Annotated in this window: 23 protein-coding genes; 17 read left to right on the forward strand and 6 right to left on the reverse strand. The window is 69.0% G+C overall.

Annotated elements, in window-relative coordinates; translation table 11 throughout:
• Nucleotides 1-799: 799 nt before the first annotated feature.
• The 6 genes from Q333_RS0109210 to radC all read right to left on the reverse strand — a co-directional run bounded on the left by Q333_RS0109210 (nt 800) and on the right by radC (nt 9868).
• Nucleotides 800-1216: a single-stranded DNA-binding protein gene (locus Q333_RS0109210; RefSeq protein WP_029416454.1), complete on the reverse strand. Its 417-nt coding sequence runs from the start codon at nt 1214-1216 to the stop codon at nt 800-802.
• A 36-nt stretch (nt 1217-1252) separates the two neighbouring features.
• Complete coding sequence (locus tag Q333_RS0109215) at nt 1253-1618, reverse strand: single-stranded DNA-binding protein (protein ID WP_029416456.1); 366 nt, start codon at nt 1616-1618, stop codon at nt 1253-1255.
• 125 nt (nt 1619-1743) lie between these two features.
• Complete coding sequence (locus Q333_RS0109220; protein WP_029416457.1) at nt 1744-6006, reverse strand: strawberry notch family protein; 4263 nt, start codon at nt 6004-6006, stop codon at nt 1744-1746.
• A 155-nt stretch (nt 6007-6161) separates the two neighbouring features.
• Nucleotides 6162-8210: a ParB/RepB/Spo0J family partition protein gene (locus tag Q333_RS0109225; RefSeq protein WP_029416459.1), complete on the reverse strand. Its 2049-nt coding sequence runs from the start codon at nt 8208-8210 to the stop codon at nt 6162-6164.
• 49 nt (nt 8211-8259) lie between these two features.
• Nucleotides 8260-9000: a DUF7146 domain-containing protein gene (locus Q333_RS0109230; RefSeq protein WP_342667389.1), complete on the reverse strand. Its 741-nt coding sequence runs from the start codon at nt 8998-9000 to the stop codon at nt 8260-8262.
• 175 nt (nt 9001-9175) lie between these two features.
• Nucleotides 9176-9868, reverse strand: coding sequence for a RadC family protein (gene radC / locus Q333_RS0109235; protein WP_084175878.1), 693 nt, complete (start codon nt 9866-9868; stop codon nt 9176-9178).
• Nucleotides 9869-10108: 240 nt separating this feature from the next.
• On the opposite strand from radC, the gene Q333_RS0109240 reads away from it, so the two are divergent.
• The 17 genes from Q333_RS0109240 (at nt 10109) to Q333_RS18040 (ending at nt 24337) form a co-directional block, all read left to right on the forward strand.
• The gene (locus Q333_RS0109240; RefSeq protein ID WP_029416463.1) at nt 10109-10492 is read left to right on the forward strand and encodes a helix-turn-helix domain-containing protein; all 384 of its coding nucleotides are present in this window, start codon (nt 10109-10111) and stop codon (nt 10490-10492) included.
• Between the two features lie 129 nt (nt 10493-10621).
• A complete protein-coding gene (locus tag Q333_RS0109245; RefSeq protein WP_245591517.1) occupies nt 10622-12493 on the forward strand; it encodes a type IV secretory system conjugative DNA transfer family protein in 1872 nt (623 codons plus the stop codon).
• Entirely contained in the window at nt 12493-12954 is a 462-nt protein-coding gene (locus Q333_RS0109250; protein ID WP_029416465.1) for a hypothetical protein, read from the forward strand. Before Q333_RS0109245 ends, Q333_RS0109250 begins: the two co-directional genes overlap by 1 nt.
• Nucleotides 12955-13911 carry a P-type conjugative transfer ATPase TrbB gene (trbB, locus tag Q333_RS0109255; protein WP_029416467.1) on the forward strand — a complete coding sequence of 319 codons (957 nt, stop codon included), beginning with the start codon at nt 12955-12957 and terminating at the stop codon, nt 13909-13911.
• 263 nt (nt 13912-14174) lie between these two features.
• Nucleotides 14175-14495, forward strand: coding sequence for a TrbC/VirB2 family protein (locus Q333_RS0109260; protein WP_029416468.1), 321 nt, complete (start codon nt 14175-14177; stop codon nt 14493-14495).
• Nucleotides 14495-14764: a VirB3 family type IV secretion system protein gene (locus Q333_RS0109265; protein WP_029416469.1), complete on the forward strand. Its 270-nt coding sequence runs from the start codon at nt 14495-14497 to the stop codon at nt 14762-14764. Before Q333_RS0109260 ends, Q333_RS0109265 begins: the two co-directional genes overlap by 1 nt.
• Nucleotides 14765-14775: 11 nt before the next feature.
• Nucleotides 14776-17202: a conjugal transfer protein TrbE gene (gene trbE, locus Q333_RS0109270; protein ID WP_029416470.1), complete on the forward strand. Its 2427-nt coding sequence runs from the start codon at nt 14776-14778 to the stop codon at nt 17200-17202.
• A gap of 19 nt (nt 17203-17221) precedes the next feature.
• Nucleotides 17222-17920: a conjugal transfer protein TrbJ gene (locus Q333_RS0109275; RefSeq protein ID WP_245591526.1), complete on the forward strand. Its 699-nt coding sequence runs from the start codon at nt 17222-17224 to the stop codon at nt 17918-17920.
• Nucleotides 17921-17973: 53 nt separating this feature from the next.
• The gene (trbL, locus tag Q333_RS16475) at nt 17974-19344 is read left to right on the forward strand and encodes a P-type conjugative transfer protein TrbL (RefSeq protein WP_245591518.1); all 1371 of its coding nucleotides are present in this window, start codon (nt 17974-17976) and stop codon (nt 19342-19344) included.
• Between the two features lie 3 nt (nt 19345-19347).
• Nucleotides 19348-20031: a conjugal transfer protein TrbF gene (gene trbF / locus Q333_RS0109290; RefSeq protein WP_029416473.1), complete on the forward strand. Its 684-nt coding sequence runs from the start codon at nt 19348-19350 to the stop codon at nt 20029-20031.
• The gene (locus tag Q333_RS0109295) at nt 20010-21086 is read left to right on the forward strand and encodes a TrbG/VirB9 family P-type conjugative transfer protein (RefSeq protein WP_029416474.1); all 1077 of its coding nucleotides are present in this window, start codon (nt 20010-20012) and stop codon (nt 21084-21086) included. The genes trbF and Q333_RS0109295 overlap by 22 nt, the downstream gene beginning before the upstream one ends.
• A gap of 115 nt (nt 21087-21201) precedes the next feature.
• Nucleotides 21202-22266 carry a TrbI/VirB10 family protein gene (locus tag Q333_RS16970; RefSeq protein ID WP_157072412.1) on the forward strand — a complete coding sequence of 355 codons (1065 nt, stop codon included), beginning with the start codon at nt 21202-21204 and terminating at the stop codon, nt 22264-22266.
• Nucleotides 22263-22766: a S26 family signal peptidase gene (locus Q333_RS17310; protein ID WP_029416477.1), complete on the forward strand. Its 504-nt coding sequence runs from the start codon at nt 22263-22265 to the stop codon at nt 22764-22766. The genes Q333_RS16970 and Q333_RS17310 overlap by 4 nt, the downstream gene beginning before the upstream one ends.
• Nucleotides 22760-23389: a lytic transglycosylase domain-containing protein gene (locus Q333_RS0109310; protein ID WP_029416479.1), complete on the forward strand. Its 630-nt coding sequence runs from the start codon at nt 22760-22762 to the stop codon at nt 23387-23389. Before Q333_RS17310 ends, Q333_RS0109310 begins: the two co-directional genes overlap by 7 nt.
• Nucleotides 23386-23664 (forward strand): hypothetical protein, encoded by a 279-nt coding sequence (locus Q333_RS0109315; protein WP_029416480.1) that lies wholly within the window; start codon nt 23386-23388, stop codon nt 23662-23664. The genes Q333_RS0109310 and Q333_RS0109315 overlap by 4 nt, the downstream gene beginning before the upstream one ends.
• Nucleotides 23661-23882 (forward strand): hypothetical protein, encoded by a 222-nt coding sequence (locus tag Q333_RS0109320; protein WP_029416481.1) that lies wholly within the window; start codon nt 23661-23663, stop codon nt 23880-23882. The genes Q333_RS0109315 and Q333_RS0109320 overlap by 4 nt, the downstream gene beginning before the upstream one ends.
• The gene (locus Q333_RS18040) at nt 23879-24337 is read left to right on the forward strand and encodes a helix-turn-helix transcriptional regulator (protein ID WP_084175884.1); all 459 of its coding nucleotides are present in this window, start codon (nt 23879-23881) and stop codon (nt 24335-24337) included. The genes Q333_RS0109320 and Q333_RS18040 overlap by 4 nt, the downstream gene beginning before the upstream one ends.
• The last annotated feature ends 65 nt before the right edge of the window (nt 24338-24402 follow it).

Below are 24402 nucleotides of genomic sequence, written 5' to 3' on the forward strand. Positions count from 1 at the left end.
CCTTGTTCAACGGCTAACTTAGCAGCAGGAGCAAGCCGCAGCGACCGCATCGCAGCAAGCGCAGATGGCTTGAGCGACAGCCTCAGGGGAGGCGGCCATGGCGGCAGTGCCGGAAGCCAGCAGAAGCAGGCTGGCGATGGTCAGAGTTCTTTTCATGATGTAATCCATTTCGTTGATTGAGTAAGTTCGACTTCAGATAAAAGCCTGTCCTTTATCGGGGTGGCGGGTCTTCCGCTTCAATACTGAGCGATCCCAGAACGGCCGTGCTGGCACGGTATGTCGTTCGATGATCGCTCGCGACCTGAGCAGTGATCGGCGACCGCAGGAGGATTGCGTGACAGAGAGCGGCACAGCTCAGCTCGCAGTCCGCCGTCTCTGGCTCACAAGGCATCTCCGCCGACATCGCTGCCGCCGCTGTCACATGATGTGCAGGGCTGCGTGCTAAGGTCGTCGTCGCGACGAAAAACGTTGCCAAAAGCGCAACCACGCTAGCAGTCAAAGCGGGCAAGCTGTGGCGGAGGCTGTTTATCAATCTCTCTTCCCGAAAGCTCGCTGCACCCTACGCCCAAAGTCTCATTCGCTCGAATATATCGACGAGTTACGCAGCACCGCCGTTCGCGATTGCCACTGAGTTGAAAGTCGGGAGCGTCCGCTTTCCACCCATATCGGCTACGTCTGCGTCCGCTGTTAAGACGATAATCTCGTCGTCGGCAAAGGGCGTCGACAAATCTAGTAGCAAATGAAATGACGGCCCGACGCTTGAGCCGGGCCGTCTAAGGACTTGATGGCGGTGGGTGGATCAGAACGGGATGTCGTCGTTTAGATCGTAGCCACCGGCAGGTTCCTGCACTTGGTTTTCGCCAAAGGCCGCCGCTTCCGCTGGGGTCCGCCGGTTCTTCAGGCGGATATCACCGACGATCAGGCGCAGGTCGTAGTGCTCCACCCCGTCCTTGCCGGTCCAGGTGTCGTTTTCGACGTGGCCCTGGATGACGACGCGGCTACCCTTCTTGGCGAAAGGCTCGATGTATTTCTCAGTCGTCGCTTCGTTAAAGCACAGGCAATTGAAGCCGGTGGTGCGCTCGCTCGGCGTGCCGTCGGCGCGTCGAAACCGGGTCGTCTCCAGGACGCGGAAACTCGCCCGTTTCCGGCCGGAGCCCTGTGCGGACAGGATGGACGGGTCGGCGGCCAAATAGCCTTCGAGGGTGAGGGTCTGCATGGTTCAGTCTCCTGATGATGAGGGGTTGAGGTCGGGTCAGGCGGCGAGGCGATCATCGCCGAGGTCACGATCTGCGTCGGTCTCTCGATCTTCGGCCCAGTCGAGGACGGTCAGCCGGTTGATCACCAGCTCCTTGGCGGTGCGTTCCTGGCCGTCGCGAGTGGCGTAGGCAGTGTCGATGAAGGCACCGATCACAACCACCTCGCATCCCTTGGCCAGACCACGGGCGATGACCTTCTCGTTCAGCCCCTTGGACCAGCTGACGCAGTTAACGCCGACGAGCCGGTCCTTGCCGGTGTTGTCGACGCCGCGTTTCTCGAGCAGCCGGAACACCGCCTTGGCGAAGTCCTCGCTGATCTGGGGGTCGGCCGCCAGTCGGCCGATGAACACCATGGTCTGCATGTCTGTCTCCTTGATTGATCCGAGGCGCTTGGAAGCCGTTCTCCTCAAGCCCGCCTCGCCCTGAGACCTCCCTTCCTCCGGACCTCCTCTTGACCGGACGGGGCCTTCGCCCCGCCCGGTCCCGCTCATGCCGCCACGCCGTCGAGGACGGTTTGCACCGGATGGCGACGCAGCACCGCCTCCACCACCTCTGGCCGGTCCACGGACACGAACACTCGGGGCGTGAAGGCGATGATCTCCACGAAGCATCCAAGCGCGACCAGGGCGTCGCGATCGGTGCGGCCGCCGACCACCTCGATCCGCCACCGATCCATGACCCGGGCCCGTTTCAGCCACAGGCCGCCTTCCAGCGAGAGCTGGACGGACCGGTCCAGCAGCGTCGCGGCGGTCTTGGCGCCGTCCGCCCAAGCCGCGCTGACGTCGGTCAGCCCAAGGCTCGCCTTCAGCGACCGGACCTGGACCTCGTCGAGGACCCGCCCCAGCCAACGCCGTCCGTCCGGCCCCCGCACGCGCCGCACAGAACAGCCGCGCGCGGGCAGACGGCCCCAAATCGGCAGCAAGAGACCGGTCGCGAGCGTCAGCTCGCGGGTTCGCCAAGGATCAGTCGCGGCCACCTCCTCGTCCCAGATGCGTCGCCAGTCGGCGGGCTCCGCCGGCTTCCAGGCGGACTCCTCGAACGTCTTCTCCGGCATCGTCTGGCGCCCATCGGGACGCACGAGCCGGACGGCAGGGACCAGCCGGTCCTCCTCCGTCGCCGTGGTCAGGCCGAGCTCGGCGATCGCGGCCCGATGTGACTTCTCATTCACCACCAGCTGGTGCGCAACCTCAGCCGCCCGGGCGAGCGCGTCCCCAGATCCGAGGAGGTCGCGTCGCACCTTCAGCAGGAAGGTCACCAGAGCCGTTTCTGCTCCGGTGACGGTATCCGTTCGGATCGTCTCCTCAGCCAGCACCTCCAGCTCTTCGGCCTCGATGTCTTCAAGACCTCGATCCAGATCGCCCGACGCCGCTGCTCGCTCCAGAATCCCCGAGAGGATGCGGTCGAAGTCCTCGAACAGAGCGTTCTGGTCCGCGATCCGGAGCGCCAGCAACCGGTTCAGGAAGGTGTGGATCGGCGGCAGATCGTCGGTCGGCTTCAGCCCGCCGTCGGCGTCGAGGAGCTTCAGACCGGTCTTGGTCATGAAGGTCTCCAGCGTCATGGAGGCCAGCTCGCCGAAGGCGAGGGCGCCGTAGAAGACCAGAAGCGCCCGTCGCGCCCAGGGGCTCTCCAGATTGTCCTCGGCTCGGAACAGGCCGGCGCCGGCGGTCCGTCGCTCCCCGCGCGTCAGCGCCCCGAGCGAATCCAGACGCCGCGCGATGGTCGAGGTGAACCGCTTCTCGCCCTGGATGTCGGTGGTGACCGGACGGAACAGTGGCGCGGAGGCCTGATGCGTCCGGTGACTGCGGCCCAATCCCTGGATGGCCGCGTCGGCGCGCCAGCCCGGCTCCACCAGATAGTGGACCCGCCGCTGTTGGTTCGCAGCCGACAGATCCGCATGATAGCTACGACCGGTCCCGCCCGCGTCCGAGAATACCAGCACGCGCTTGCGGCCGCTCATGAAGGCGTCGGTCTCGGCGCGGGCGGTGGAGGCGCCCCGGCGTTCCACAACCCGGCGGCCGTCGCGCTCCACCACCCGACGCGAGCGCCCGGTGATCTCGGCGACGGCGTCAGTGCCGAAGGCGGACAAGACGGCGTCCAGCACGCCGGGAACCGCGGGCAGGCAGGCCATGCGTGTGATCAGGAACTGGCGTCTCTCGACGGCCTCGCGACTGACCGCCGGCTTTCCATCGACCATTACCGGGACGAGGGTCACCGTCCCGTCCTCGCCCTCGATCGCCTCCATCAGATGGATGGGGAAGGCTTCGCGCAGATAGTCGAGGACGTACTCGCGCGGGGTCAGGTCGATGGAGAGATTGTTCCATTCCTCGGGCGGGACCGACGCCAGCCGCCGCTCCATCACCGCCTCATTGGTCGAGACGATCTGGACCACGGCCGACCGGTCGTGAGCGAGATCGTCGCGGATCGAGGCGATCAGGCTCGGCGCCTTCAGGCCGGCGAGAAGGTGGCCGAAGAAGCGGAGCTTGGCGCCCTCGAAAGCCGAGTGGACAGCCGAGGCGGCTTGAGGGCTCTTCGGCTTGCCCTCGTCATCCGAGAGCCCCGTCGCCTTCAGCGCCTCGGCCAGATTGGCGTGGATGACCTGGAAGGCGTCGGCCCAAGCGTCCCAGATGGCGATGTCGTCCTCTGTCAGAGGATGGACGAGGGCCTCGTATTCGACGCCTTCGAACGACAGGCTGCGCGCCACATACAGGCCGAGCGCCTTGAGCTCGCGCGCCACGAGCTCCATGGCCGCGACCCCGCCCCGGTCCATGGCGTCGAGAAAGTCCGCGCGCGACATGAAGGGCGCCTCCGGACCGCCCCAGAGACCCAGCCGCGCGGCATAGGCGAGGTTCTCGGGCGAGGTGGCGCCCGTGGCCGAGACATAGAGCACCCGCGCGTCCGGCAGTCGGTTCTGCAAAGCCAGACCCGCCATGCCCTGGAACGAGGCTTTCTTGGTCCCCCGCGCGCCCTTGCCCCCGCCGGCGGCGTTGGCCATGGCATGGGCCTCGTCGAAAGCGATGACACCGTCGAAGTCTGTGCCCAGCCAGGCGACGATCTGGTCGAGCCGGGACGGACGCGCGCCGCGCGCCGGCTGGCGCAGGGTGGCGTAGGTCGCGAACAGCACGCCGCGATCCACCCGGATCGCCTCTTCCTGTTTCCAGCTCGACAGCGGCACGATGTCGTGGGCGTCGCCGCCGATCGCGGTCCAGTCGCGGCGTGCGTCCTCCAACAGGGCGTCGTTCCGCGACAGCCAGAGCGCACGGACGCGGCCCTGGGCCATGTTGTCGGCGATAACGGCGGCGATCTGCCGGCCCTTGCCGCAGCCGGTGCCGTCCCCGAGGAAGAACCCGCGCCGAACCGCGACGGCGTCTTCGTCTTCGTCCCGCGCGAGCGCCATCTCAGGAAGGCCTTCGATCGTGCGCCAACGGCTTGGGAGATGCGATCCATGGGCCTCGCCGGCGTAGATGACCGTCTCGGTCTGGGCGTCGGAAATCCGTCCCTCGTCTCGCAGGCTAGGCGGCAGGATCGGCCGATAGCTCGGCGCGGGCGGCGCCACCGAGGCCATTGGGCCGGACTCCACGAGAAGGGACGGGTGAGGCCGGGGATCGGGGAGAACGATGCGGGCCAGATCATGGGCCTGATACAGGCCGACGTCGCGGCCTTCGCCGCGCCACGGCCTTACTGCATAGGACAGGGGCGCCGCGCCGGCCAACAGAGCCAGCCGGCGGGCGGGCGCGGCGGGCCTGCGGTCGCGCGGACTGAGGAAGGCCTGGACGTCGACCTCGGTGCGAACACGCGGCCTGATGCCGTGACGCTCGGGCAAGGCCAGGATCGCTGCGATGGCGGCCGCCGGATCCTCGCCCTCGATCACCGGTGGAAGGCCTCCGGCCGCGTCGGTTCGATCAACGATCAGCAGGCCGGTTTCGATCGAGGTCCCGTGTTTGACGAAGCCGCGTGACGGAAGGGCGATCCGACCGATCACGGCTCCGTCCCGACCGAGACGTCGCAGCAGCGCCTCCTCGGTCAGGGCGACCAGGGGGACGATGGCCGCCAGCCGGCCATGATCCGCCAGCGCCTTAAGGCCGCCCACGAGGTGATCTGCAAGGTTCGTAAAGGGTGGATTGGCGATCACAACGTCAAAGGCGCCGGCGCCTTCGGCCAGGTCATGGATGTGGCGGCCATCGTGACGGGTGCGGACCGCCGAGCGAAAGAGGCAATCGAGCAGATCGGCGCGTCTCCCCGCGACCTCGTTCAAGGTCATCACGCCGCCGCAGGCCTCGGCGACGACGGCCAGCAGGCCGGTTCCGGCCGAGGGCTCCAGAACCCGGTCCCCTGGCTGAACGCGGGCCGCCAGGGCAACGAGCGCCGCGAGCTGGGGCGGGGTGGAGAACTGGTCCAAGGCGACCTGTTCCTCGCTTCGGCGCGTGTGGGTCAGGCCGAGCGCAGACACAGCGCCCAGCACGGTCGCGATCTCGGTTGGCGCGTCTTCCAGCCGCGCCACCTGGGGCGCCAGTCGGCGGATCTGCAGCACGGTCGCCGCCTCGATCGCGTCATAGGCGTCCCGCCAGGACCACACCCCTTCGGCGTCCGACGCTCCGAAAGCTGTGGTCATCACCCCGGCCACCAGGCGGCGGTCCAGGGGACGGGACCGCGCCAACTGCACGGCGAGCGACCGGGCGGCGGCGAAAAGGTTGGCGGAATGGTCGGACGCCGAGGGGGCGGCGAACAGCGACAGACTGGTGGTCGAGGACATGGAGGGCTCCGGATCGCCTGGAGCGGAGGGTGCCTCCCTCGCGGTCCTTCAGGCTCGCCCGAGCCCGCCCTCGCCTCCTCCTTTTCGAGACATGGCGATCGACACGCGAACACCGCCCCGGCGAGAGCCGGAGCGGTGCTCGACATCAATCGACATCAGGCGGCGACGGACTCCAGAACCGCTGTGCCGGCCGGGGTGACGACGAAAGCGCCGACGCCGTCGTCGTCGGCGAGGGTCGGGTTCTCATCGACCGGCTCAGTCACGACCGCTTCGCCATCCTGAACCGAGCCGGTCCAGGACAGGCCCGCCGGAGCCCAGCCACGCGACGCCGCCTGTTCCGCCACCCAGTCGACCAGTTCAGTCTTCTTCAATGCCCGGGCCCGTTCGTCCTCGGCACCCATAGCCTCCAGCATGCCGAGCAACAGAGGTTTGGAGTGAGACTGTAGGAAGGGCGTGTCCGGGGTCCAGTGGAGTGCGATGTCGGCGGCGCAGAGCTGCGCCAGCTCCACCGCCTCGGCCCGGGCGCGCCGCCGGATCAGGGTGGTGCGTTCCTCCCGCACGTCCAGGCTGATGGCCGTCAGTTCGGCCAAGAGACCCATCTTCTCCCCATGCGGCAGGGCGTGAACCCAGGCCATGACCGTGCGGCCCGAGGCCTGCCAGTCCGCTCGGCGACTCTCCAGTCGATCCCGAACCTCGCCGTCCAGTGTGTCGATGACCCGGCCGCCGGTCGGCGCGAAGGCCGTGGCGACGATCGTCAGCGCCGCCTCGGACCGCGCCACATGGGTTCGCAGAACCAGGACGCCGAACAGCCGGGAGATCAGCGCGGTCAAGGCGGCGCCGGGATCATCGGCCAAGGCGCGGATCAGGCCCCGGGTGGCGACGTCCGTCCGCGTGCCGTGCAGGGCATGGTTCACGCCGTGGGTGTCCGGCTCGGGCGCATCGACCTCAGGCGGCATGTAGGCGGCTGGCCGCGCGGGTGGGGTGTACGCTGCGTCCTCGTCCACGGTCTCCAGTTCCGGCTCCTCCGGTGTGTAGCACCGGACATCAACGCCTGTTCCGTTGGCCGGCCAGAGGACGAGGGTGGTCACCACGCGCCCTCCGCAACCGGTCTGGTCGGCCGCGATCTTGGCGCGGATCATGTCGACGATTGCGAGATCGGCGACATCGGGGCTGTCGGCGCCGAGCAGCGCGCTTCGCACGGTTTCGGCGCGTTCCGTCAACACCTCGCACTGGGCGCGATAGCGCGCCATCTCCTCTGACGGCAGGGCGCTGCCGTAAACATAGCCCAGAGCTTCCAAATCCTCCGGCAGCTCGGGCTCGGGTCCGGCCGTCACATGGACCGCAACGCCTTCAGCCTCGAACACCGCAGCGATGCCTCGCATCCGCTCGGTCCACAGACGGGTGAGAACGTCCGGATCGAGAAGGACCGGGGCCCGTTCGCCAAACAGGTCGATTTCGCTGCGCCCGCCCGCTTCCGCATAGGCCTCGGCATCGACGAGGGCGCAGCGGCGGTCGTGGGTGGTGACCTGACCTTGATCCAGCCGCTCATGAATGCGCCATTCCTGGAACCCATGGCCGCTCAGCGCGGCCTCCGCGAGTTCGATCTGCTCGGCCGGGTCCGGCAGACGGGCCAGCAGCTTGGCCTGTTTCAAGGTCAGCCGGCCGGCCTTCATCGCCTCGAACGCGGCCCCAGGCAGGGTGGACAGAGCGGCGAGGCGCTTGATCTCTATCTCCGCATAGCCCAGGGCCTTGGCGATGGCGGCGACGGTCAGCTTGGATTTCAGCATCCGACCGATGGCGATCACGACGTCGGCGATGTGAACCGGCAGGGCGGTGTTGGTCAGGACGATCGCCGCCGCTTGGCGCGCGGGATCGGTCTCGACATAGACCCGCACGGGAAAGTCACCGTCGATCTCGCCCGCGTCGAGCAGCAGGCCCCAGGCCAGGCGGCGGCGGCGGCCGTCCAGCGCCATCCAGGGCTCCTCCTTCTTGCCGCGGCCCGGTCGCACGGTCAGGGGGTAGAGCTGCCCCGCCGCCTTCAGGGTGGCGGCCAGGAGGGGGATGTCGTCATCCGGCGGCTCGCCGGCGCGCAGATTTTCGCGGGCGATGCCGAGGTCGCCCAGTCGGACGACCCGCTCGTCTCGCTCGATGACAAGCGCTGGGCTCGAACCGGCGTCGGGGAGCGTGGTGGGAATGTCAGTCATGAGGCGTCTCCTGCCGGCAACGGGGCCCATCCCCGCCGCTCCGGCACCCTCAGCGCCCTTCCTCCCTCCTCTTCTTCGCTTCGGCGGCTTCGACCTCGTTCCAGTCACCGAAAGGCGGCTCAGGCAGGGCGACAGTGACGTCCAGGCCGGTGACCCGCAGGCGTCGTTCGAGTCGCGCCGCCGCCGCCTCGCCCGCCCGCCCCCGATCGGCGGCGATCAGGACTGCGCGGACCGAGGGCGGCGGCATCCAGCCCGCGAGATTGTTGGCCGCCATGAGAGCCCAGCCAGGTAGATTGAACCGCTTGATGGCCGACAAGGTGGTTATGGCTCCCTCCCCGACCAGCATCCGCGCCGCGGCCGGAGCGAGACGAACGGCAGCGCCGACCGGAACCCGGCCAATGGTCTTGCGCGGGAGATAGAGGTGGCGGTGAGGAAGACCGTTCGATGTGAGATAGGTGAGTTCCACGGCCGTCAGCCGATCCTCGTCGTCGCTGATCCGGGCGACGAGCGCTGCGCATGTGGGTACGTCCGGCCCACGATAGACCGAAATCGGCGCACGAGGATGAAAACGGAGGTTGAATGCGCCGAGGGCATGATCGACGGATCGGTTCTGGAGATAACGAGAGGCCGCACTGCCCGGTCCGAGAGGTAGGGCGTCCTCCCATAGCCTTGCGGCCGTGGCAGAGCGGATCGCCGGAGCGGGTCTCGGCGGGCACGGAGCGCCGACAACAGCGCCCACCAGCCGGCCCCTTGGGTCAATAAGGCCGCGCTTGCACAGGTCGTCGCGCACGACGCGCCAGTCTGCCCCGCCGAAACCGTGAACGACGACCCGCCCTTCGGCCAGCAGGAGGGAGACGGAGCGATCGCGCCTGCTGTGACCGGGACCTGGGACGTTGGCGCGACGCCCGTTCTGATAAAGGTCGCCGCCCAGGGCGGCGACGATGGCATGCAAGGTCATGGCCCCCTCAGAACAGGCCGAGGGCTCGGAAGCTGGCCGTGCCTTCGCGGCCGACGATCAGGTGATCATGGACCTGAAGACCGAACAGCTTGGCCCCGTCCACAACCTGCCGGGTGATCTTGATGTCGGCCTGGGACGGCGTCGGGTCGCCGGAGGGGTGGTTGTGGACCAGAATCAGGGCGGAGGCGGAAAGCTCCAGTGCCCGGCGGATCACCTCTCTCGGATACACCGGGGCATGGTCGATCGAGCCGTCGGCGACCCATTCATCCCTCAGGAGGATGTTGCGTCGGTCGAGATAAAGCACCCGGAACTGCTCTCGCGGCAGGTTGGCGAGCGCCAGCCGGGCATAGTCCACGACAGCAGCCCATGAAGACAGGACCGGACGGGCGCTGGCGGTGTGGCGCGCCAAACGGATGCTGAGCTGTCGCAAGAGCTTCAGGTCCAGAATGCCCGCAGGACCGAGCCCGGTGATCCGTCCGAGCTCGGAGACCTCGGCGGCGGCGATGTCGCCGAGGTTGCCGAAGCGGTTCATCAGATCTGTGGCGGCCTGCTCCACCACATGGCCCTGAAGAGAGCGCGCCAGCAGGAGGCAGAGGAGGTCGCGATCTTCGACTTCGTCCAAGGTCGAGGTCTGGGCGACGGCGGGCGGGGTTCTGCTGTCCAGATCAATCGGAACAGAACGGGCGGCAATCGGTCTCATGGCGGCATCCTTTCACGCTCCCAATGGAGCGTCGGCCGCCGCCCTCCCTTTCTTCTCCTGTTCTGTTGGGCAGGGACGGTACTCTGCTGAGAGTGTGCGTGATATTTCATCTTACCACGGATCATCTCTCCGTGTGATTGAGAAGAAAGCCATTTATACTTACGGCCTTTTCAACCAACATGCGAACCTATAGTGGCGCTTCGCGTTCTCCGGAGATCAGGAATCTTTCGGGAGTGATCCATGCGGACGAGCTCGGAAACCAAGCCTGAAGCTCGTGAGGAACGCCCGTCGTTTCCCCAGACGGGGGGGCTCGCGGGGTGGCAAAAGCGGCTGGTCGAAGCCGCCGCGCGCGAACGCCTCGCCGAGCTGACGGTCGGCAAACTCGCCGACGAGGTTCGCCTGAGCCGGTATTGGTTCTCGCGCGCGTTTCGCTCGAGCTATGGAATACCTCCGGCCGAATGGCTTCAGGACCGCCGCCTCCGGGAGGCCGAACGGCGGCTCCGCGTTACCGACGATACCGTTGAACGGATCGCCCTGGATGTGGGCTATCGCAGCGGGTCTCAACTCGCCCGGATGTTTCGCCGGCGCATGGGCGCGAGCCCGAGCGTCTGGCGCCGTCGCTGAAGCGTAGCCGCAATTGACCGCACGATTGGAACGAACACCGCACGAATAGAACGAGCTTGGGCGTTTTCTTGAAGACCTTTGTCAGGCTTTGTTCAGGGCACGCGGCCGGGGGCAATCGGAAGCGTGATCGTGAGCTCAGGTGTTCGTTTAGCGGGCGCGGCGGCCGGCGTCCTGATCGGCCTGCAGGCGGCGTCTCAGTACGTCGGATGGACCTTTGCCGATGCCCCCGCGCTCGGTCCCAGGGTCCGGCTGACGTCGGATCTGAGCGTATATCCGCCCTGGGCCATCGGGCCCTGGCGAAAGCGGTTCGGGGCGGAAGAGCCGAAGACGTTCAATGCGGCGAGCGCGCTCATCCTGCTCGGGGCCAGCGCGGGCCTTGGGTTGGGCATGATCGCGAGCGGCGGCGGGGTCCATCGACGGGTTCGGGGATGGGGCGACCTGCAAGACGCTCGCAGCGGGTCCCTGCTGGACGACGGCGGCTGTGTGGTCGGGCGCTTTCGGGGGCGTCTTCTGGCCACCAGTGATCTGCGGCCGACGCTCGTCACCGGCGGCACCCGCTCGGGCAAGGGCCGCGGCCATGTCATTCCGACGCTTCTCAGTTGGGGCGGATCGGCGCTGGTCCACGACCCCAAGGGCGAACTTTGGAAGGTTACGGCCGGTTGGCGCGCCGGATTTTCTCACGCCCTGTTCTTCGCCCCCCGAGACGCCGCTTCGGCCCGCTGGAATCCCCTCGCGGAGATCAGGCCCGGAACCGGAGAACTGGCCCAGGTCCAGCGCCTTGTCGCCATTCTGTCCGACCCCGGCGGTCGTCGCGACGATGAGGCGATCTGGGACAAGTCGGCCTCGGAGATCCTGGAGGCGGTGATCCTTCACGTCCTCTACACCGCCGACGATGGGCACAAGACCCTGCTCAAGGTCCGTGAGCTCCTGGCCGACCTCGACAAGGCCGCAGAGACGATGCTGAAGACCCTCCACCGCGCGGGTCCGGACGGCGAGCCGGAAATCCACCCCTTCATCAAGACCGCCGTGACCGGCTATGCCGCCATGCATGACCGGTTCCGCACCTCCGTCCAGGGCACCGCGCGGTCCTACCTGAAGTGGCTGGCCGGCGAGGACGTTGAGAGAGCTCTTTCGGCTTCTGACTTCGCGCTCGGCGATCTGATGTGCGCCCAGGCGCCGGTCAGCCTCTACATCCAGGTCGCGCCGGCCGACGCCGTCGCGCTGCGCCCGCTGGTGCGGCTGCTCTTCTATGCGGCATCCCAATCGCTCACGATCCAAGAGACGACGGACTCGGCTGGCCGCGACAAGCGCCACAAGCTCCTCCTCCTGATGGACGAGTTCCCGCTTCTTGGCCGGGTCGAATTCTTCGAGAAAGCGCTCCGCCTTATGAGCGGCTACGGCCTGAAGACCATGTTCGTGGCCCAGAGCCTGAACGACATCGTCGAGACCTATGGGCCCAACAACACCATCCTCGACAACTGCCACGTCTTCACCGCCTTCGCCGCCCTGGACCCTCTGACGCAGGACAAGGTCTCCAAGCTCTCGGGCAAGGTCACCGAGGTCCGCACCAGCCGCAGCGGGCCGGCGGGCTTCGGCGCCGGCCATGCCTCGGTATCCCGCTCGGAGATCGAGCGGCCGCTGCTGGAGTCCGGCGAGGTCCGCGCGCTTCCCGACGACGAGCAGATCGTCTTCATCGCCGGCCGGCGGCCCCTGCGGACCAAGAAGGTCCGCTATGACCGAGAGCGCCCGTTCCGGGGCCGCGCGGATCAGGCGCCGCCGGATCAGAGCATGGCGATCGATACACCGGGCGCCCCGCCGCATCCCTGGGCCGGGCGGCGTGGGTTGGGTCAGGACCCGACAGCCGAGCTGCCGCTGTTCAAGGAGGCGATGGCGGCGATGGATGAGAAGGCGGCCGCCCGGGCGGCGGCCATCTACGAACGGGTGGGGGGTGAATTGGCCGCGCAGCAGGCGGCCCTGGATCATCTGCAAGGACTGGAATGATGCCGAAGCGTGACGACCAGCAGACCGCCCGCGTGCAGGTCTATTTCGAGAACCCCAAGACGGAACTGGCGCTGAGGCGCGAGGCCCGGGCCGGCAAGCTTACCCTCAGCCGCGCCGCCGAACGCGCGATCGAGCGCGGTCTACAGCTAAACCGCAGCAAGGGCGAGAGCCCCGACGACGTCCTGCGCGCGGTGGCGCGCCGGCTCGACGGCCACGCCAAGTCGACGGCGCGGGATTTCGGCTGGCTAATGGAGCTGAACGTCGCTTTGGCCCGCACCCTCTTCGTGCGGCTTCCGGAGCATGACGCCGACCGCGATCCGGACCTCCTGGCCGCGACCGAGGCCCGGATCGAGCGTCTCCTCGACGACGTGGCGTCGCGTCTCGAACGCGGCGGGCGTCGCCCTGTGGAGCCGGACACGCGCCCCGAAGAGCCCCGGTCCTTCCAGATCGCGGCGGAATAGATGACGCCGGACGATCTGGCGGCGCGGCGCAAGCTGGACGCGCTCCAGCATGCGCTCGGCGAGCCGATACTGGCGGCGCTCAGCGAGCCGCTTGTGGTCGAGGTGCTCGCCAATCCGGATGGGCGCCTGGTTCTGGATGCGATCGGCTCCGGCAGGCGCGACACCGGACAGCGCCTCAGCGCCGAGGCCCGCGAGCGCGTCATCCGCCTGATCGCCGACTTCGTCGACGAGCCGGTCACCCGCGACGACCCGCGCCTGTCCGGCGTCCTGCCGACCGGCGAGCGGTTCCAGGCCTTTCTGCCGCCGGTTTCGTCGGCCCCGGCCTTCTCGATCCGGAAGCGCCCGGCCGCGATCTACACTCTGGATGACTATGTCGGGCGGTCAGTGATGACCGGCGATCAGCGCGACGCGCTCCGTTCGGCCGCCGCCGAGCGCCACAACATCCTGATCTCCGGCGGGACCGGCTCGGGCAAGACCACCCTGGCCAACGCCATCCTCGCCGAACCCGCCTTCGCCGACGATCGGGTTTTCCTGATCGAGGACACGCCGGAGCTTCAGTGCGCGGCGTGGGACACGGTCTCGGTCCTCACCCGCCGGTTTCCCAAGGTCATCGGCGTGGTCGATCTGGTGCGCGATGCCTTGCGCATGCGGCCGGATCGCATCGTGGTCGGCGAGCTCCGCGAGGGCGCCGCCGCCCTGGAATGTCTGAAGGCCTGGAACACCGGCCACCCCGGCGGCCTGACGACCCTCCACGCCAACTCAGCCGAGGACACCCTCACCCGTCTGGAGGATCTTCTGCGGGAGGTCGTCGCTCAGCCCTCTCGCCGCACCATCGGCCGGGCGGTTGATCGGATCGTCCACATCCGCCGAACGCGCGAGGGTCGGCGCGTCGACGCCGTGTTCAATGTCCGAACGAGCGCGGGCAGCGAAGACTATCGCCTCGAGCGTCTGGCATGACAACGATCCAAGACCCATGCCTGACCGCGACAAAAGCCGATCCAGAGCAAGTTGTCGGCACGTCATTTGCTTGGGATGACATGCCGACAACTTACGACCGGGCGACGTGCCGACGACGTAATCATACGTCGGGCACAACTCGCGCTTATGTCATCAGCAACGTATCCAATAAATATTCACACCCACTGTTGACAACCTGCGCTAGGATTTGCTTGCCTTGATTTGTCGGCGCGATCTCCGCGCCAAGACAAAGGACAGTCATCATGCAGCGGATACTTTTCCGCGGCCTTCCGGCCGCGCTGGCGACTTGCGGCCTGCTTATGGCCGGACCCGCCCTCGCGGGCGGTTCGGGCATGCCCTGGGAGGGCCCGCTTCAGCAGATCGTGGAATCCGTCACCGGACCCGTGGTGCAGGCTGCGGCCGTCGTCGCCGTCGTCGTCTTTGGGGCCGGGATCGCCATGAGCGAGAACGGCTCGTCCATGCGGCGCGGCCTGGGCATCCTGTTCGGCCTGTCGATCGCCTTCGCGGCGGGCACCTTCTTCCTCGACTTCTTCGGCTTCGCCGGCGGGACGGAGATCGGCTGATGCGCGCCGATCCCCGCCCCGAAGGCTATGAACTGCCGGTGGCCCAGGCGCTCGCCGAACCCGTGCTGATGGCCGGCATGCCGCGCGACTACGCCATCCTGATGGGCACCATCGCCCTGATGCTCGGCCTGGCGCTGCGGCTGCCGTGGCTCGGGTTGATCTGGTGGGCGCTCGCCCACGCGGTCGGGCTCTGGGCGACCCGGGCCGACAAACGCTTCTTCGATGTCGCGCGGCGCCACCTCGCCAAGCCCGGCCATCTGGACGCCTGACGGAGGACGCCATGCGGTTCCTGGATGAGCATCGTCGTCGCCCCGCCGCTCTGGCGGATCATCTGCCGTGGGCGGCGCTCGTGGCCCCGGGGATTGTATTGAACAAGGACGGCTCGTTCCTGACTGCCTTCCGGTTCCGCGGGCCGGATCTGGAGTCCTCGACCGAGGACGAGCTGATGGCGGTGCGCGCCCGGCTCAACAACACCCTGCGTCGGCTCGGCACGGGCTGGTGTCTGCATGTCGAGGCGCGCCGGCGGCCGGCGGCCCCCTATCCCGACAGCGATCCGGAGCCGGAGGCCGCCTGGCTGATCGACGCCGAGCGTCGAGCCCTGTTCGAGGGCGCCGAGCCCGCCTTCGAGACCGACTTCCACCTGGCCCTGACCTGGCTGCCGCCCGCCGACGAAACGCGGCGTCTGGAGCGCTGGCTGTTCGACGGCTTGGACAAGGCCGACCGCGACTGGAGGGGTAGTCTCGATCTGTTCCGGCGCGAAGCGGAGGTCATCCTGGACCTCATCTCCGACGCCCTGCCGGAGGCGGCCCCACTCGATGATCAAGCATTGTTGCCCTGGTTGCACGCTTGCGTCTCGCCCGATCCGCATCCGATCCGCCCGCCCGAGACGCCGATGTTCCTCGATGCCCTCTTGGCCGACGCGCCCATGGCCGGCGGTGTAGCGCCCCGGCTCGGCGATCAGTGGCTGAAGGTGGTCTCGGTGCGCGCCCTTCCGTCGGCCACGCGGCCGGGGCTGCTGGACGCCCTGTCCACCCTCCCGTTCGCCTATCGTTGGACGGCCCGCTGGATCGGCCTCGACAAGCCGGAGGCCGAACGGGAGATCGTCAAGCTGAGGAAGCGCTGGTTCGCCAAGCGCAAGGGCGTCGGCACCCTGCTCCGCGAAGCGATCACCAAGGAGGAGGTGCCGCTTCTCGACACCGACGCCGCCTCCAAGACCGAGGAATGCGACGGCGCGCTGGAAGCGCTGGGCGCCGAGGCCTGCGCCTACGGCTATCTGACCCTGACCGTGACCGTGATGGATCCAGACGCCAAGGTCGCGGCCTCCAAGGCTCGCGCCATCGAGGCGGCGCTGAACGCCCAGGGCCTCGTCGCGCGGGAGGAGACGCTGAATGCGGTCGAGGCCTGGCTCGGCTCCTTGCCGGGCGAGCCCTACGCCGACGTCCGTCGCCCGCTGGTCTCGACGCTGAACCTGGCCGATCTCCTGCCGGTCTCGGCGGTGTGGGCCGGTCCGGACGCGGACGTCTGCCTGAACGGGCCGCCGCTGGCGGTCGCCCGAACGACCGGCGCCACGCCCTTTCGGCTGGTGCTCCATGTCGGCGACGTCGGCCACGCCATGATCGTGGGACCCACGGGCTCGGGCAAGTCCGCGCTCCTGTCCTTCCTGGCGCTGCAGTGGTTCCGCTATCCCGACGCCCGCGTCGTCTTCTTCGACAAGGGCCGCTCGGCCCGGGCCGCGACGCTGGCTGCGGGCGGCGCCTGGCGGGCGCTGGAGCCCGGCGGCGACCTCGCCCTCCAGCCGCTCGCCCGCATCGACGAGGCGGCCGAGCGCACCTGGGCGGCCGAATGGCTGGCGGACACCGCGCGTCTGGCCGGCGTCGAACCGACGCCGCGAGTGCGCGAAGAGATCTGGGGCGCGCTCAGCGCCCTGGCCGCCGGCCCGGTCTCCCAGCGCACCCTGACGGTCTTTCGCGCGCTCGTGCAGGACCGGACCGTCGCCGCGGCCCTGGAGCCGCTGACGCTGAAGGGGCCTCATGGCGCCTTGCTCGACGGCGCGGACGATCAGCTGGAGCCGACCCGCTTCGACACCTTCGAGCTCGAGACGCTCCTGGCGACGCCCTCGGCCGTCGCCCCGGTGCTGTCGGCCCTGTTCCATGGCCTGGAGCGGTCCTTCGACGGCCGGCCGACCCTGCTGGTTCTGGACGAGGCCTGGCTGTTCCTCGACCAGACCTTGTTCGCGGCCAAGATCCGCGAGTGGCTGAAGACGCTCAGGAAGAAGCGGGTCGCCGTGGTCTTCGCCACCCAGTCGCTGGACGACGTCGCCGCCTCGACCATCGCCTCCAGCCTGGTCGAAGCGTGTCCGACCCAGGTCTTCCTGCCCAACCCGCGCGCGATGGAGCCTTCGTCCGCCGAGCTCTATCGCGGCTTCGGCTTGAACCGACGCCAGCTTGAACTCCTGGCCTTCGCCACGCCCAAGCGCGCCTATTATTGGCGCCAGCCCCAGGGACGCCGGCTGTTCGACCTCAAGCTCTCCGGCGCGGCCCTCGCCTTCTGCGGAGCCTCGTCCCCCGAAGACCAGACCCTCATCGATCAGACCCTCCAGCGCGTCGGCCCCTCTGGCTTCGCGCGCGCCTTCCTGCACGCGAAAGGACTTCAGCATGTCGACCCCGTCTTCGACGTCGAGCCCCTCCATGTCTTGGCGGCGGAGTAGAGCCGCGCTCTTGGCGGCGATGCTGACAGCCGTCTCCGCCTGTTCGGAGCCCGAGCCGGCCAAGGCGCAGCAGGTGGTGTTCGACCCGCGCAATCACGTCGAGAACGCGCTCCAGGCCGCCCGACAAGCTCAGAGCCTGTCCAACGAGGCGCGCATGCTGCTGAACCAGGCGCGCGAACTGGCGGCCTCGCCCTATTCCCACCTCGGCGAGACCACCCAGGCGCTTCGCGACATCGGCGAACTGGCGCGCGAGGTGAAGGGCGTGGCGTCAGACATTCAGGACGTCCAGCGCCAGTTCGAGGACCTCTATCCCACCGCCGTCGAGGGCCTCTCGCCCGAGCGGGCGCTGCAGCAGGCGACAGCGCGCAACGCCAACGCCCGCGAAACCGCCGAGGACCTCGCCCGCACAGCGGCCGAGCTGGAGCGCCTCTCCACCGCCCGGACCGGCCGCCTGCAAGGCGCGCTTTCGGCGTCCGAGCGAGCGGAAGGCCAGACCGCCGCCATCCAGTCCTCGACCCAGGTGCTCGCCGTACTCGCCGAGGACCTGGGCTCCATCCGCACCATCCTCATGGCCCAGAGCCGTCTGATGGCCGAGGCCACGGCGCGCGACGCCGCCGAGAGCGCGGCCGCCGCGGAGGCCAGGCGGCAGTTCTGGGGACGGGAACGCACGACGGTCGCCGCGCCCTCCTTCGACCCGCTGCCGCACGCGCGCGACTGACCCCCGGGAACGAAGCGATGGCCGGCCCCAGCCCACAGACCGCGAATGACCTGATGACGGTGTTTTCCAACACCGTCTCCGCCGGGTTCGACGCCTTGAATGGTGCGGTCAACGGCGTCTTCGGCCTGATGATCGTCCTGGTCGTCGCGCTCACAGGTATCCAATGGGCGCTGTCCGCCAACCGCGAGGTGCTGGCGGCAGGCTTTGGCAAGGTGCTCCTGATCGGCATCTTCGCCTATCTGATCAACGACTGGCAGGCGCTGTCGCAAACCATATTCGCGGGCTTCATCGACCTGGGGCTTACCGCCGGCGGCGGCTCGCTCTCGCGCGGCGACTTCCTCAACCCCGGCCAGATCCTCCAGCAGGGCTGGGAGATCGTGAAGGCGCTCGGCGAGACGCCCGCGCCCGTGGCCAATCCGCTCGACGTCGCCGGCAACCTGGTGGACGCTCTGATCCTCGGCCTTGCCATGATCGGCATCATGCTGGCCTTCGGGGTGCTGGCGATCCAGATCGTCGTCACGCTGCTGGAGTTCAAGATCGTCACCCTGGGCGGTTTCGTCCTCCTACCCTTCGGCATCTGGTCCAAGTCCGCCTTCCTGGCGGAGCGCCCGCTCGGCTATGTCGTGTCCTCGGGGCTAAAGGTGTTGGCCCTCGCCATCGTCGTCTCCGGCGCCCGCACCGTCTTCGATCAGCTCCAGCCGAGCGCCAATCCCGATCTCTATGAGGCCCTGGCGATCCTCGTCGCCTCCATGCTGCTGGCCATGCTCGCCATCTTCATCCCCAACCTGGCCTCGGCCCTGGTCACCGGCGGCCCGGCGCTGGGCGCGGGCGCGGCCCTGACCGGCGCGCTCGCGGTCGGCGGGGCGGGCGCCTTGGCCGCCGGAGCGGTCGCCGGCGCGGGCGGCGCAGCGGCGGGCGCCGCGGCCCGGGTCTCCGGATCGTCGCGCGCCGCGGCGGGAGCCGGGGCGGGCCGGCCGCCGACGCCGCCACCTGCGCCGCCTTCGGCCCCGCGCCGGTCCAACGATAATCCACCGCCGCGTGGTCCGGCGCCGACCTCGAGCGCCCCGACGCGACCCGCCGGCGGCGTCTCCGAACCCGCCTCGGCCTGGGCCGGCCCGAGCCCGGCGACCACTTCCGGCGGCGAAGACGCCGCCCCGGCTCAAGGCGCCGCGCCCTCGTCCGCCGGCTCCCAGCGCGCGCCCGGACGGATCGCCGCCGAGGCCGAGCAGGCGCGCGGCGACTTCCATCAGGCGCTGGCGGCCGAAGGCAAGGCCAAAGGAAGCCGCATGGCGACGGGCGCCGGACGCGGCGGACGGTCGGCGGCCTTCCAGACCTATTTCGCGGCCAACGCCGGCCGCTCCCTGTTCCCAGGCGCCGAGACCAGCGGCTCGGTCTCGCCCCAGCTCAAGTCGGAGGACAGCTGATCCATGCACCCCTTCTTCAAACCCAAGCGGGCGCTGGCCGCCGCGCCGGAGAGCACCCCCTATCAACGGGCGGGACAGGTCTGGGACGACCGCATGGGCCTCTCGATCGCCCACGCCCGCAACTGGCGCCGCATCGCCTTCGCCAATCTCGTTCTCGCCGGCGCGCTCGGCGCCGGCTGGTGGGCTCAGGCCCAGCAGGCTGTGGTCAAGCCGTTCGTGGTCGAGGTCTCCGACTGGGGGCAGACCCAAAGGATTACCGCCATCGACGGCCGCTATGAGCCGACCGAGGCCCAGACCGGCCATGCCCTGGCCGAATGGATCAAGGACGTCCGCTCCAAGTCCACGGATCCGGTGGTGATCCGGCAGAACTGGCTCCAAGCCTATGACCTGGTCACGCCCAAGGCTGCGGCCTTCCTGAACGCTCACGCCCAGGCCCACGACCCCTTCGCCGAGGCGGGTCGGGAGGCCGTGAACGTGGAGGTGCTCAACGTCGTTCGCCGCACCGAGCGCACCTATGACCTGCAATGGCGCGAGACCCGCTTCGTCAATGGCCAGCAGGCCGGCCAGGACCGCTGGCGCGCCCTGATCACCACCCGGCTTCAGGCCCCGCGCACCGAGCAGGAGCTGATGAAGAACCCGCTCGGCATTCGTATCGAGGACATCTCATGGACCCCCGACGCCTCCTGATCCTGGCCGCGCTCGGCCTCGCCCTTTCCGGCTGCGCCTCCGTCCGCGAAAGCCTCGGCTTCGGCCGCGCCTCGCCGCCAGCCGCGCCGATGCTGGCCAGCGTCCCACCATCGGCCTCATTGACCCCGCCGCCGGAACCCGTGGTCGCTCGGAGCTCGACCGAGCGGCCTTACCTGGCGGAGGTCTCCGGGACCGCGCACGCCTCGCTCCCGTCAGAGGCCGCCGCAGCGCCGGAGCGCCCAACGGAGTCTGTCCCGGAGAGCGCACCGCCCGAACTCACCCGTCGCACGGCGCGCACGCCCGCCGCCACGGGTCCCACCGCCATCGCGGCCGCCAACACCGAGGCGCGCGCCCGGTCCCAATCCGATCAGTTCGTCGGCGGGGTCCAGGTGTTCGCCTGGGAGCCCGGCCGCGTCTATGAGGTCTGGACGGCTCCCTTGCGGGTCACCACCCTGACCCTCGGACCCGGCGAGACGGTCGTCTCCAAAGCCGCAGGCGACACCGTCCGCTGGCAGATCGGCGAGACCACCTCGGGTGAAGGCCCCTCGCAACGCGGCCACGTCATGATCAAGCCGCTTGAGCGCGGGCTAGAGACCAACCTGGTTCTCACCACCTCGCGCCGCGTCTACCTTCTGCAGCTGAAAAGCGGTCCGCCCGAAGGCTTCAACGCCGCCGTGGCTTGGGACCTGGCCAGCGTCTTTCCCAACGGTCCGGACGGGTCGGTCGGGGCGATGCAGACCGAGCCCGACCCGCTGGTCGAACCAGCCGGGCCGCTGGACGCCCGCTACCGCATCGAATCCCGCGGCCGCCGCCCGGCCTGGACGCCGGCGTCCGTGGTCACCGACGGCGTGCGCACCTTCCTTCACTTCCCGCCGGATCTGCAGGCGACCGAGGCTCCGGCGCTGTTCGTCCTGGGACCCAACGGCCAGACCCAGACCGTCAACTACCGCCAGCAGGGCGGGCTCTGGGTGGTGGATCGGGTGTTCGACCGCGCTGAGCTTCGGCTCGGCGATCGCCGCCCGCAGATCGTCCGCATCACGCGTCTCCAACCCTAGCCCGAGGTCCGACATGTCCTCAGATCCCGTCAGTTCACCGCCGCCGGCCGCTCCCGCTGCAAAAGCGCCGCCGCCGCCTCTGACGGCGCGCGCCCCGCGTCCGGCCGCCGTTCGCGTGAGACGCTCCGTCGTCATGCTCGCCGTGCTCGGCGCGTCGGGCCTGCTCGCCGGCGCCTTCGCCTGGGCCTTCATCGTCAGTCCGGAGCTTCGGGCCGAAGCGCGCGAGCGCAAGCTCGAGGGTCGGACGGAAGAGGCCCGAGGCGCGGTGCGTCCATCGGAGGCCGTCACCGACGGACCGGCGACCTACGGCCAGCTCGACCAACTGCCGCCGCCACGACGGCTGAACGGCGAACCGGAAGATTCGGCCGATCCATCCGCTTCAGCCCCTGCCCCCGCCCGCATCTCCAGCCCGCGCTACGACGCCTATCCCCCGTCCTCGCCGGTGACGCGCGGGCCGAACCCGGGCGAGGAAGCGCGTCGCTCCGGCCTGTTCTTCGGCGGCGACGGCGGCCGCCCTGCCGCGCAGGGCGAGGGCGAAACCGCTGCCGCGTCGTCCGCGATCGGCCGCGACTACGCCGCCGTCTACAACGGCCACCAGCTGCTCCAGCCGCTCAGTCCCTATGAGCTCAAGGCCGGGGCCGTGATCTCGGCGGCCCTGTTGAATGGCGTCGACACCACCCGACCCGGCCCCGTGGTGGCGACCGTCACCCAGCATGTCTTCGACACCGTCTCCGGTCGGCACCTGGTCATCCCCCAGGGCTCGCGTCTGATCGGGCGCCACGAGGGTGAGAGCCGCTATGGCGATCGTCGCGCCTTCCTGGTGTGGCACAGACTGATCCTGCCGAACGGCAAGAGCCTCATCCTGACCGACGAGTCCGGGGTCGACGCCCAAGGCACGGTCGGCGTCCAGGGTCGTGTCGATCGCCGGCTGGGCGCCCTGGCCGTCGCCACCCTCTTCGCGGGCGCCATCACCACCTTGGGCACGATCGCGCGCAGCGACGATGACGGCGGCGGCGTCTGGGGCGACGTCGGCGACGCCGCCGCTATCGAGGGGGCCGAGATCGGCGGTCGCCTGATCGGCCGCGAACTGGAGGTCCGTCCTTCGATCCGCATTCGCCCCGGCGCGCCGGTCCGCGTGCTGCTCACCCGCGACCTGATCCTGGAGCCCTATCGGCCATGACCCGCGACCGACGCCTTCTCCTGTGGACGGCGGTGCCTGCCGCGGCGCTGCTGCTACTCGGAGCGACCCACCGGGCCGGACCGCCGCTCTTTCTCGTCAACGAAAGCCCAAGCCTGCCGGAAGGGGTCTATCTCAGCACCCGTACACCGGCGCTGGAGCGGGGTGCGGTTGTGGCTGTGCGCCACCCTCCATCCGCCCGACCCTATCTCGCTGGTCTCGGCATGCCGCGAGACACGGCGTTGCTCAAGCGGGTCGCCGCGACCGCCGGCGACCGGGTCTGCGCCAGATCGCATGCGGTCGAGGTCGCGGGCCGGCAAATCGGAGTTCAGGCCGTTGATCGGCTCGGCCGTCCTCTGCCCCGGTGGAACGGTTGCCGCGTCCTCGCGCCGGGCGAGCTGTTCCTGCTCGGCGACACCCCTTCCAGTTTCGACAGCCGCTACTTCGGGCCGGTTTCCCGGAACGATGTGGTCGGCGCCTATCGGGAGTTCCTCCTATGGTAAAATCTCTCCGTATCGCGCTGCTGACGGCGGGTCTTCTCGCGACCTCCGCGCCGGCCCTTGCCCAGACCGTCGTGGACTGGCGACCCGCCGGCGGCGATCTGTTCGCCGGCGGCCCGCTCGAACCGGAAACCGCACCCGTAGCGGCGGACCTGAACGCGCCTGCCGAGCGCGCCCGCCTCGCGCCTCTGTCTCAACCCTTCATGAGCGCCATCGCCGACGCCGCCGAGCGTCACGGCCTTGATCCTAAGCTTCTCCATGCTTTGGTCGTCGTCGAAAGCGCCTATCGCCCGACCGCCTGCTCCCACGTCGGGGCATGCGGCTTGACGCAGCTCATGCCCGCGACCGCCGCCGAAATGGGCGTCGCGGACCGGTTCGATCCAGCCGCCAATCTGCGCGGCGGGGCGGACTACCTCGCTCGGCAGATGCTACGCTTCGGCGATCTGCGTCTCGCTCTAGCCGCCTACAACAGCGGTCCGGGCCGGGTCGCTCGGCTCGGGCGCGTCCCCAGCATCCCCGAGACCCAGGCTTATGTGGTGAGCGTGGTCGATTGCTACCTCGCCCTGACCGTCGGGCGGAGTGTGCGATCGTCGCGCGAATGCCGCACGCCGGAGGCGGCTCGATGATCCCCCACGCCGAGCCGGACCCCTCGCGCCTCGCGGCCGAGCACGAGGAGGATCGCCTCACCCGCGCCGAGGCGTCGGAGTATCTGCTGCGCTTTCGGATCCAGCTGAAGCCGGCGACACTGGCGCGCATCCTCTGCACCGGCGGCGACGGACCGCCTGTCGAACATGTGCGTGGCAAGCCCTGGTACCCGCGGGGCGCGCTGCGGCGATGGGCCGAAGCTCAGACCTCGTCTCGCCCCGTGAGCCCAGCTCAAACGACCGGCGGTCGCGCATGAGCGTTCGCGACGCGCGACCCAGCATCGACGAGCTCGTCCGCGACCCCGCCGTTCGCGGCTCGGTCAAGGCCGTGCTTCGCGCCTGGGCCGATCGAGACCCTCTGGACGCGGCCGAGGACGCCACTCTTTTGGCCCAGGCCCTCGAGCGCGCCGCTGACGAGGCCCTGGCCGCAGCCTCACGGGATCTACGCAGGAATGGATCAGGAGCGCCAGCATGAGCGGGCATTGGACCGACTTTCTCGATCCCGAGGGCCCGATCGGACGCTACCTCGACTGGAGCGAGGTGGCGCACGACGCGGGCTTGTCGCGCACCACCGCCTGGCGGCTGCGCCGCGCCGGTGAATTCCCGGATCCCTATTCTCTGTCCGCCGGACGGGTCGGCTATCGCGAACCGGAGATCGAGGCCTGGAAACGCTGGCGTGCGCACCATCGGGCCGCGCCTCCAGACCGACGATCAAGCGGCCGACCCCGGTCCCCATCACGACCGACCGAGCCGTCCCCGGAACCGGCGCTACGATCCATGACCGCGAAAGGCGCGCCGCCACCCTCCTCGCCTGTCTCCGAGCCACCGTCGTTGTTCGATACATGCCCGCCAATAGCGCCCGAGCCGACCGGTCGTCGGAGAGGTCGAAAAGACGACAGGGAGCGCGGTCAGTTCGCCTTCGATTTCTAGGCGCCTCTGTGGAAGGCCTGCTGTTGGTCTGGGCGACCGTTTTGGCCTGGCCGCATTTCGGGCGA

The sequence above is a fragment of the Brevundimonas bacteroides DSM 4726 genome (genome assembly GCF_000701445.1).
GTDB lineage: Bacteria > Pseudomonadota > Alphaproteobacteria > Caulobacterales > Caulobacteraceae > Brevundimonas > Brevundimonas bacteroides.

What these genes read in the sequence shown, in the direction of transcription:
- Q333_RS0109210 (WP_029416454.1), bottom strand. Translation starts at nt 1,216, where the DNA reads ATGCAGACCCTCACCCTCGAAGGCTATTTGGCCGCCGACCCGTCCATC.
- Q333_RS0109215 (WP_029416456.1), bottom strand. Translation starts at nt 1,618, where the DNA reads ATGCAGACCATGGTGTTCATCGGCCGACTGGCGGCCGACCCCCAGATC.
- Q333_RS0109220 (WP_029416457.1), bottom strand. Translation starts at nt 6,006, where the DNA reads ATGTCCTCGACCACCAGTCTGTCGCTGTTCGCCGCCCCCTCGGCGTCC.
- Q333_RS0109225 (WP_029416459.1), bottom strand. Translation starts at nt 8,210, where the DNA reads ATGACTGACATTCCCACCACGCTCCCCGACGCCGGTTCGAGCCCAGCG.
- radC (WP_084175878.1), bottom strand. Translation starts at nt 9,868, where the DNA reads ATGAGACCGATTGCCGCCCGTTCTGTTCCGATTGATCTGGACAGCAGA.
- Q333_RS0109240 (WP_029416463.1), top strand. Translation starts at nt 10,109, where the DNA reads ATGCGGACGAGCTCGGAAACCAAGCCTGAAGCTCGTGAGGAACGCCCG.
- Q333_RS0109250 (WP_029416465.1), top strand. Translation starts at nt 12,493, where the DNA reads ATGCCGAAGCGTGACGACCAGCAGACCGCCCGCGTGCAGGTCTATTTC.
- trbB (WP_029416467.1), top strand. Translation starts at nt 12,955, where the DNA reads ATGACGCCGGACGATCTGGCGGCGCGGCGCAAGCTGGACGCGCTCCAG.
- Q333_RS0109260 (WP_029416468.1), top strand. Translation starts at nt 14,175, where the DNA reads ATGCAGCGGATACTTTTCCGCGGCCTTCCGGCCGCGCTGGCGACTTGC.
- Q333_RS0109265 (WP_029416469.1), top strand. Translation starts at nt 14,495, where the DNA reads ATGCGCGCCGATCCCCGCCCCGAAGGCTATGAACTGCCGGTGGCCCAG.
- trbE (WP_029416470.1), top strand. Translation starts at nt 14,776, where the DNA reads ATGCGGTTCCTGGATGAGCATCGTCGTCGCCCCGCCGCTCTGGCGGAT.
- Q333_RS0109275 (WP_245591526.1), top strand. Translation starts at nt 17,222, where the DNA reads ATGCTGACAGCCGTCTCCGCCTGTTCGGAGCCCGAGCCGGCCAAGGCG.
- trbL (WP_245591518.1), top strand. Translation starts at nt 17,974, where the DNA reads ATGACGGTGTTTTCCAACACCGTCTCCGCCGGGTTCGACGCCTTGAAT.
- trbF (WP_029416473.1), top strand. Translation starts at nt 19,348, where the DNA reads ATGCACCCCTTCTTCAAACCCAAGCGGGCGCTGGCCGCCGCGCCGGAG.
- Q333_RS0109295 (WP_029416474.1), top strand. Translation starts at nt 20,010, where the DNA reads ATGGACCCCCGACGCCTCCTGATCCTGGCCGCGCTCGGCCTCGCCCTT.
- Q333_RS17310 (WP_029416477.1), top strand. Translation starts at nt 22,263, where the DNA reads ATGACCCGCGACCGACGCCTTCTCCTGTGGACGGCGGTGCCTGCCGCG.
- Q333_RS0109310 (WP_029416479.1), top strand. Translation starts at nt 22,760, where the DNA reads ATGGTAAAATCTCTCCGTATCGCGCTGCTGACGGCGGGTCTTCTCGCG.
- Q333_RS0109315 (WP_029416480.1), top strand. Translation starts at nt 23,386, where the DNA reads ATGATCCCCCACGCCGAGCCGGACCCCTCGCGCCTCGCGGCCGAGCAC.
- Q333_RS0109320 (WP_029416481.1), top strand. Translation starts at nt 23,661, where the DNA reads ATGAGCGTTCGCGACGCGCGACCCAGCATCGACGAGCTCGTCCGCGAC.
- Q333_RS18040 (WP_084175884.1), top strand. Translation starts at nt 23,879, where the DNA reads ATGAGCGGGCATTGGACCGACTTTCTCGATCCCGAGGGCCCGATCGGA.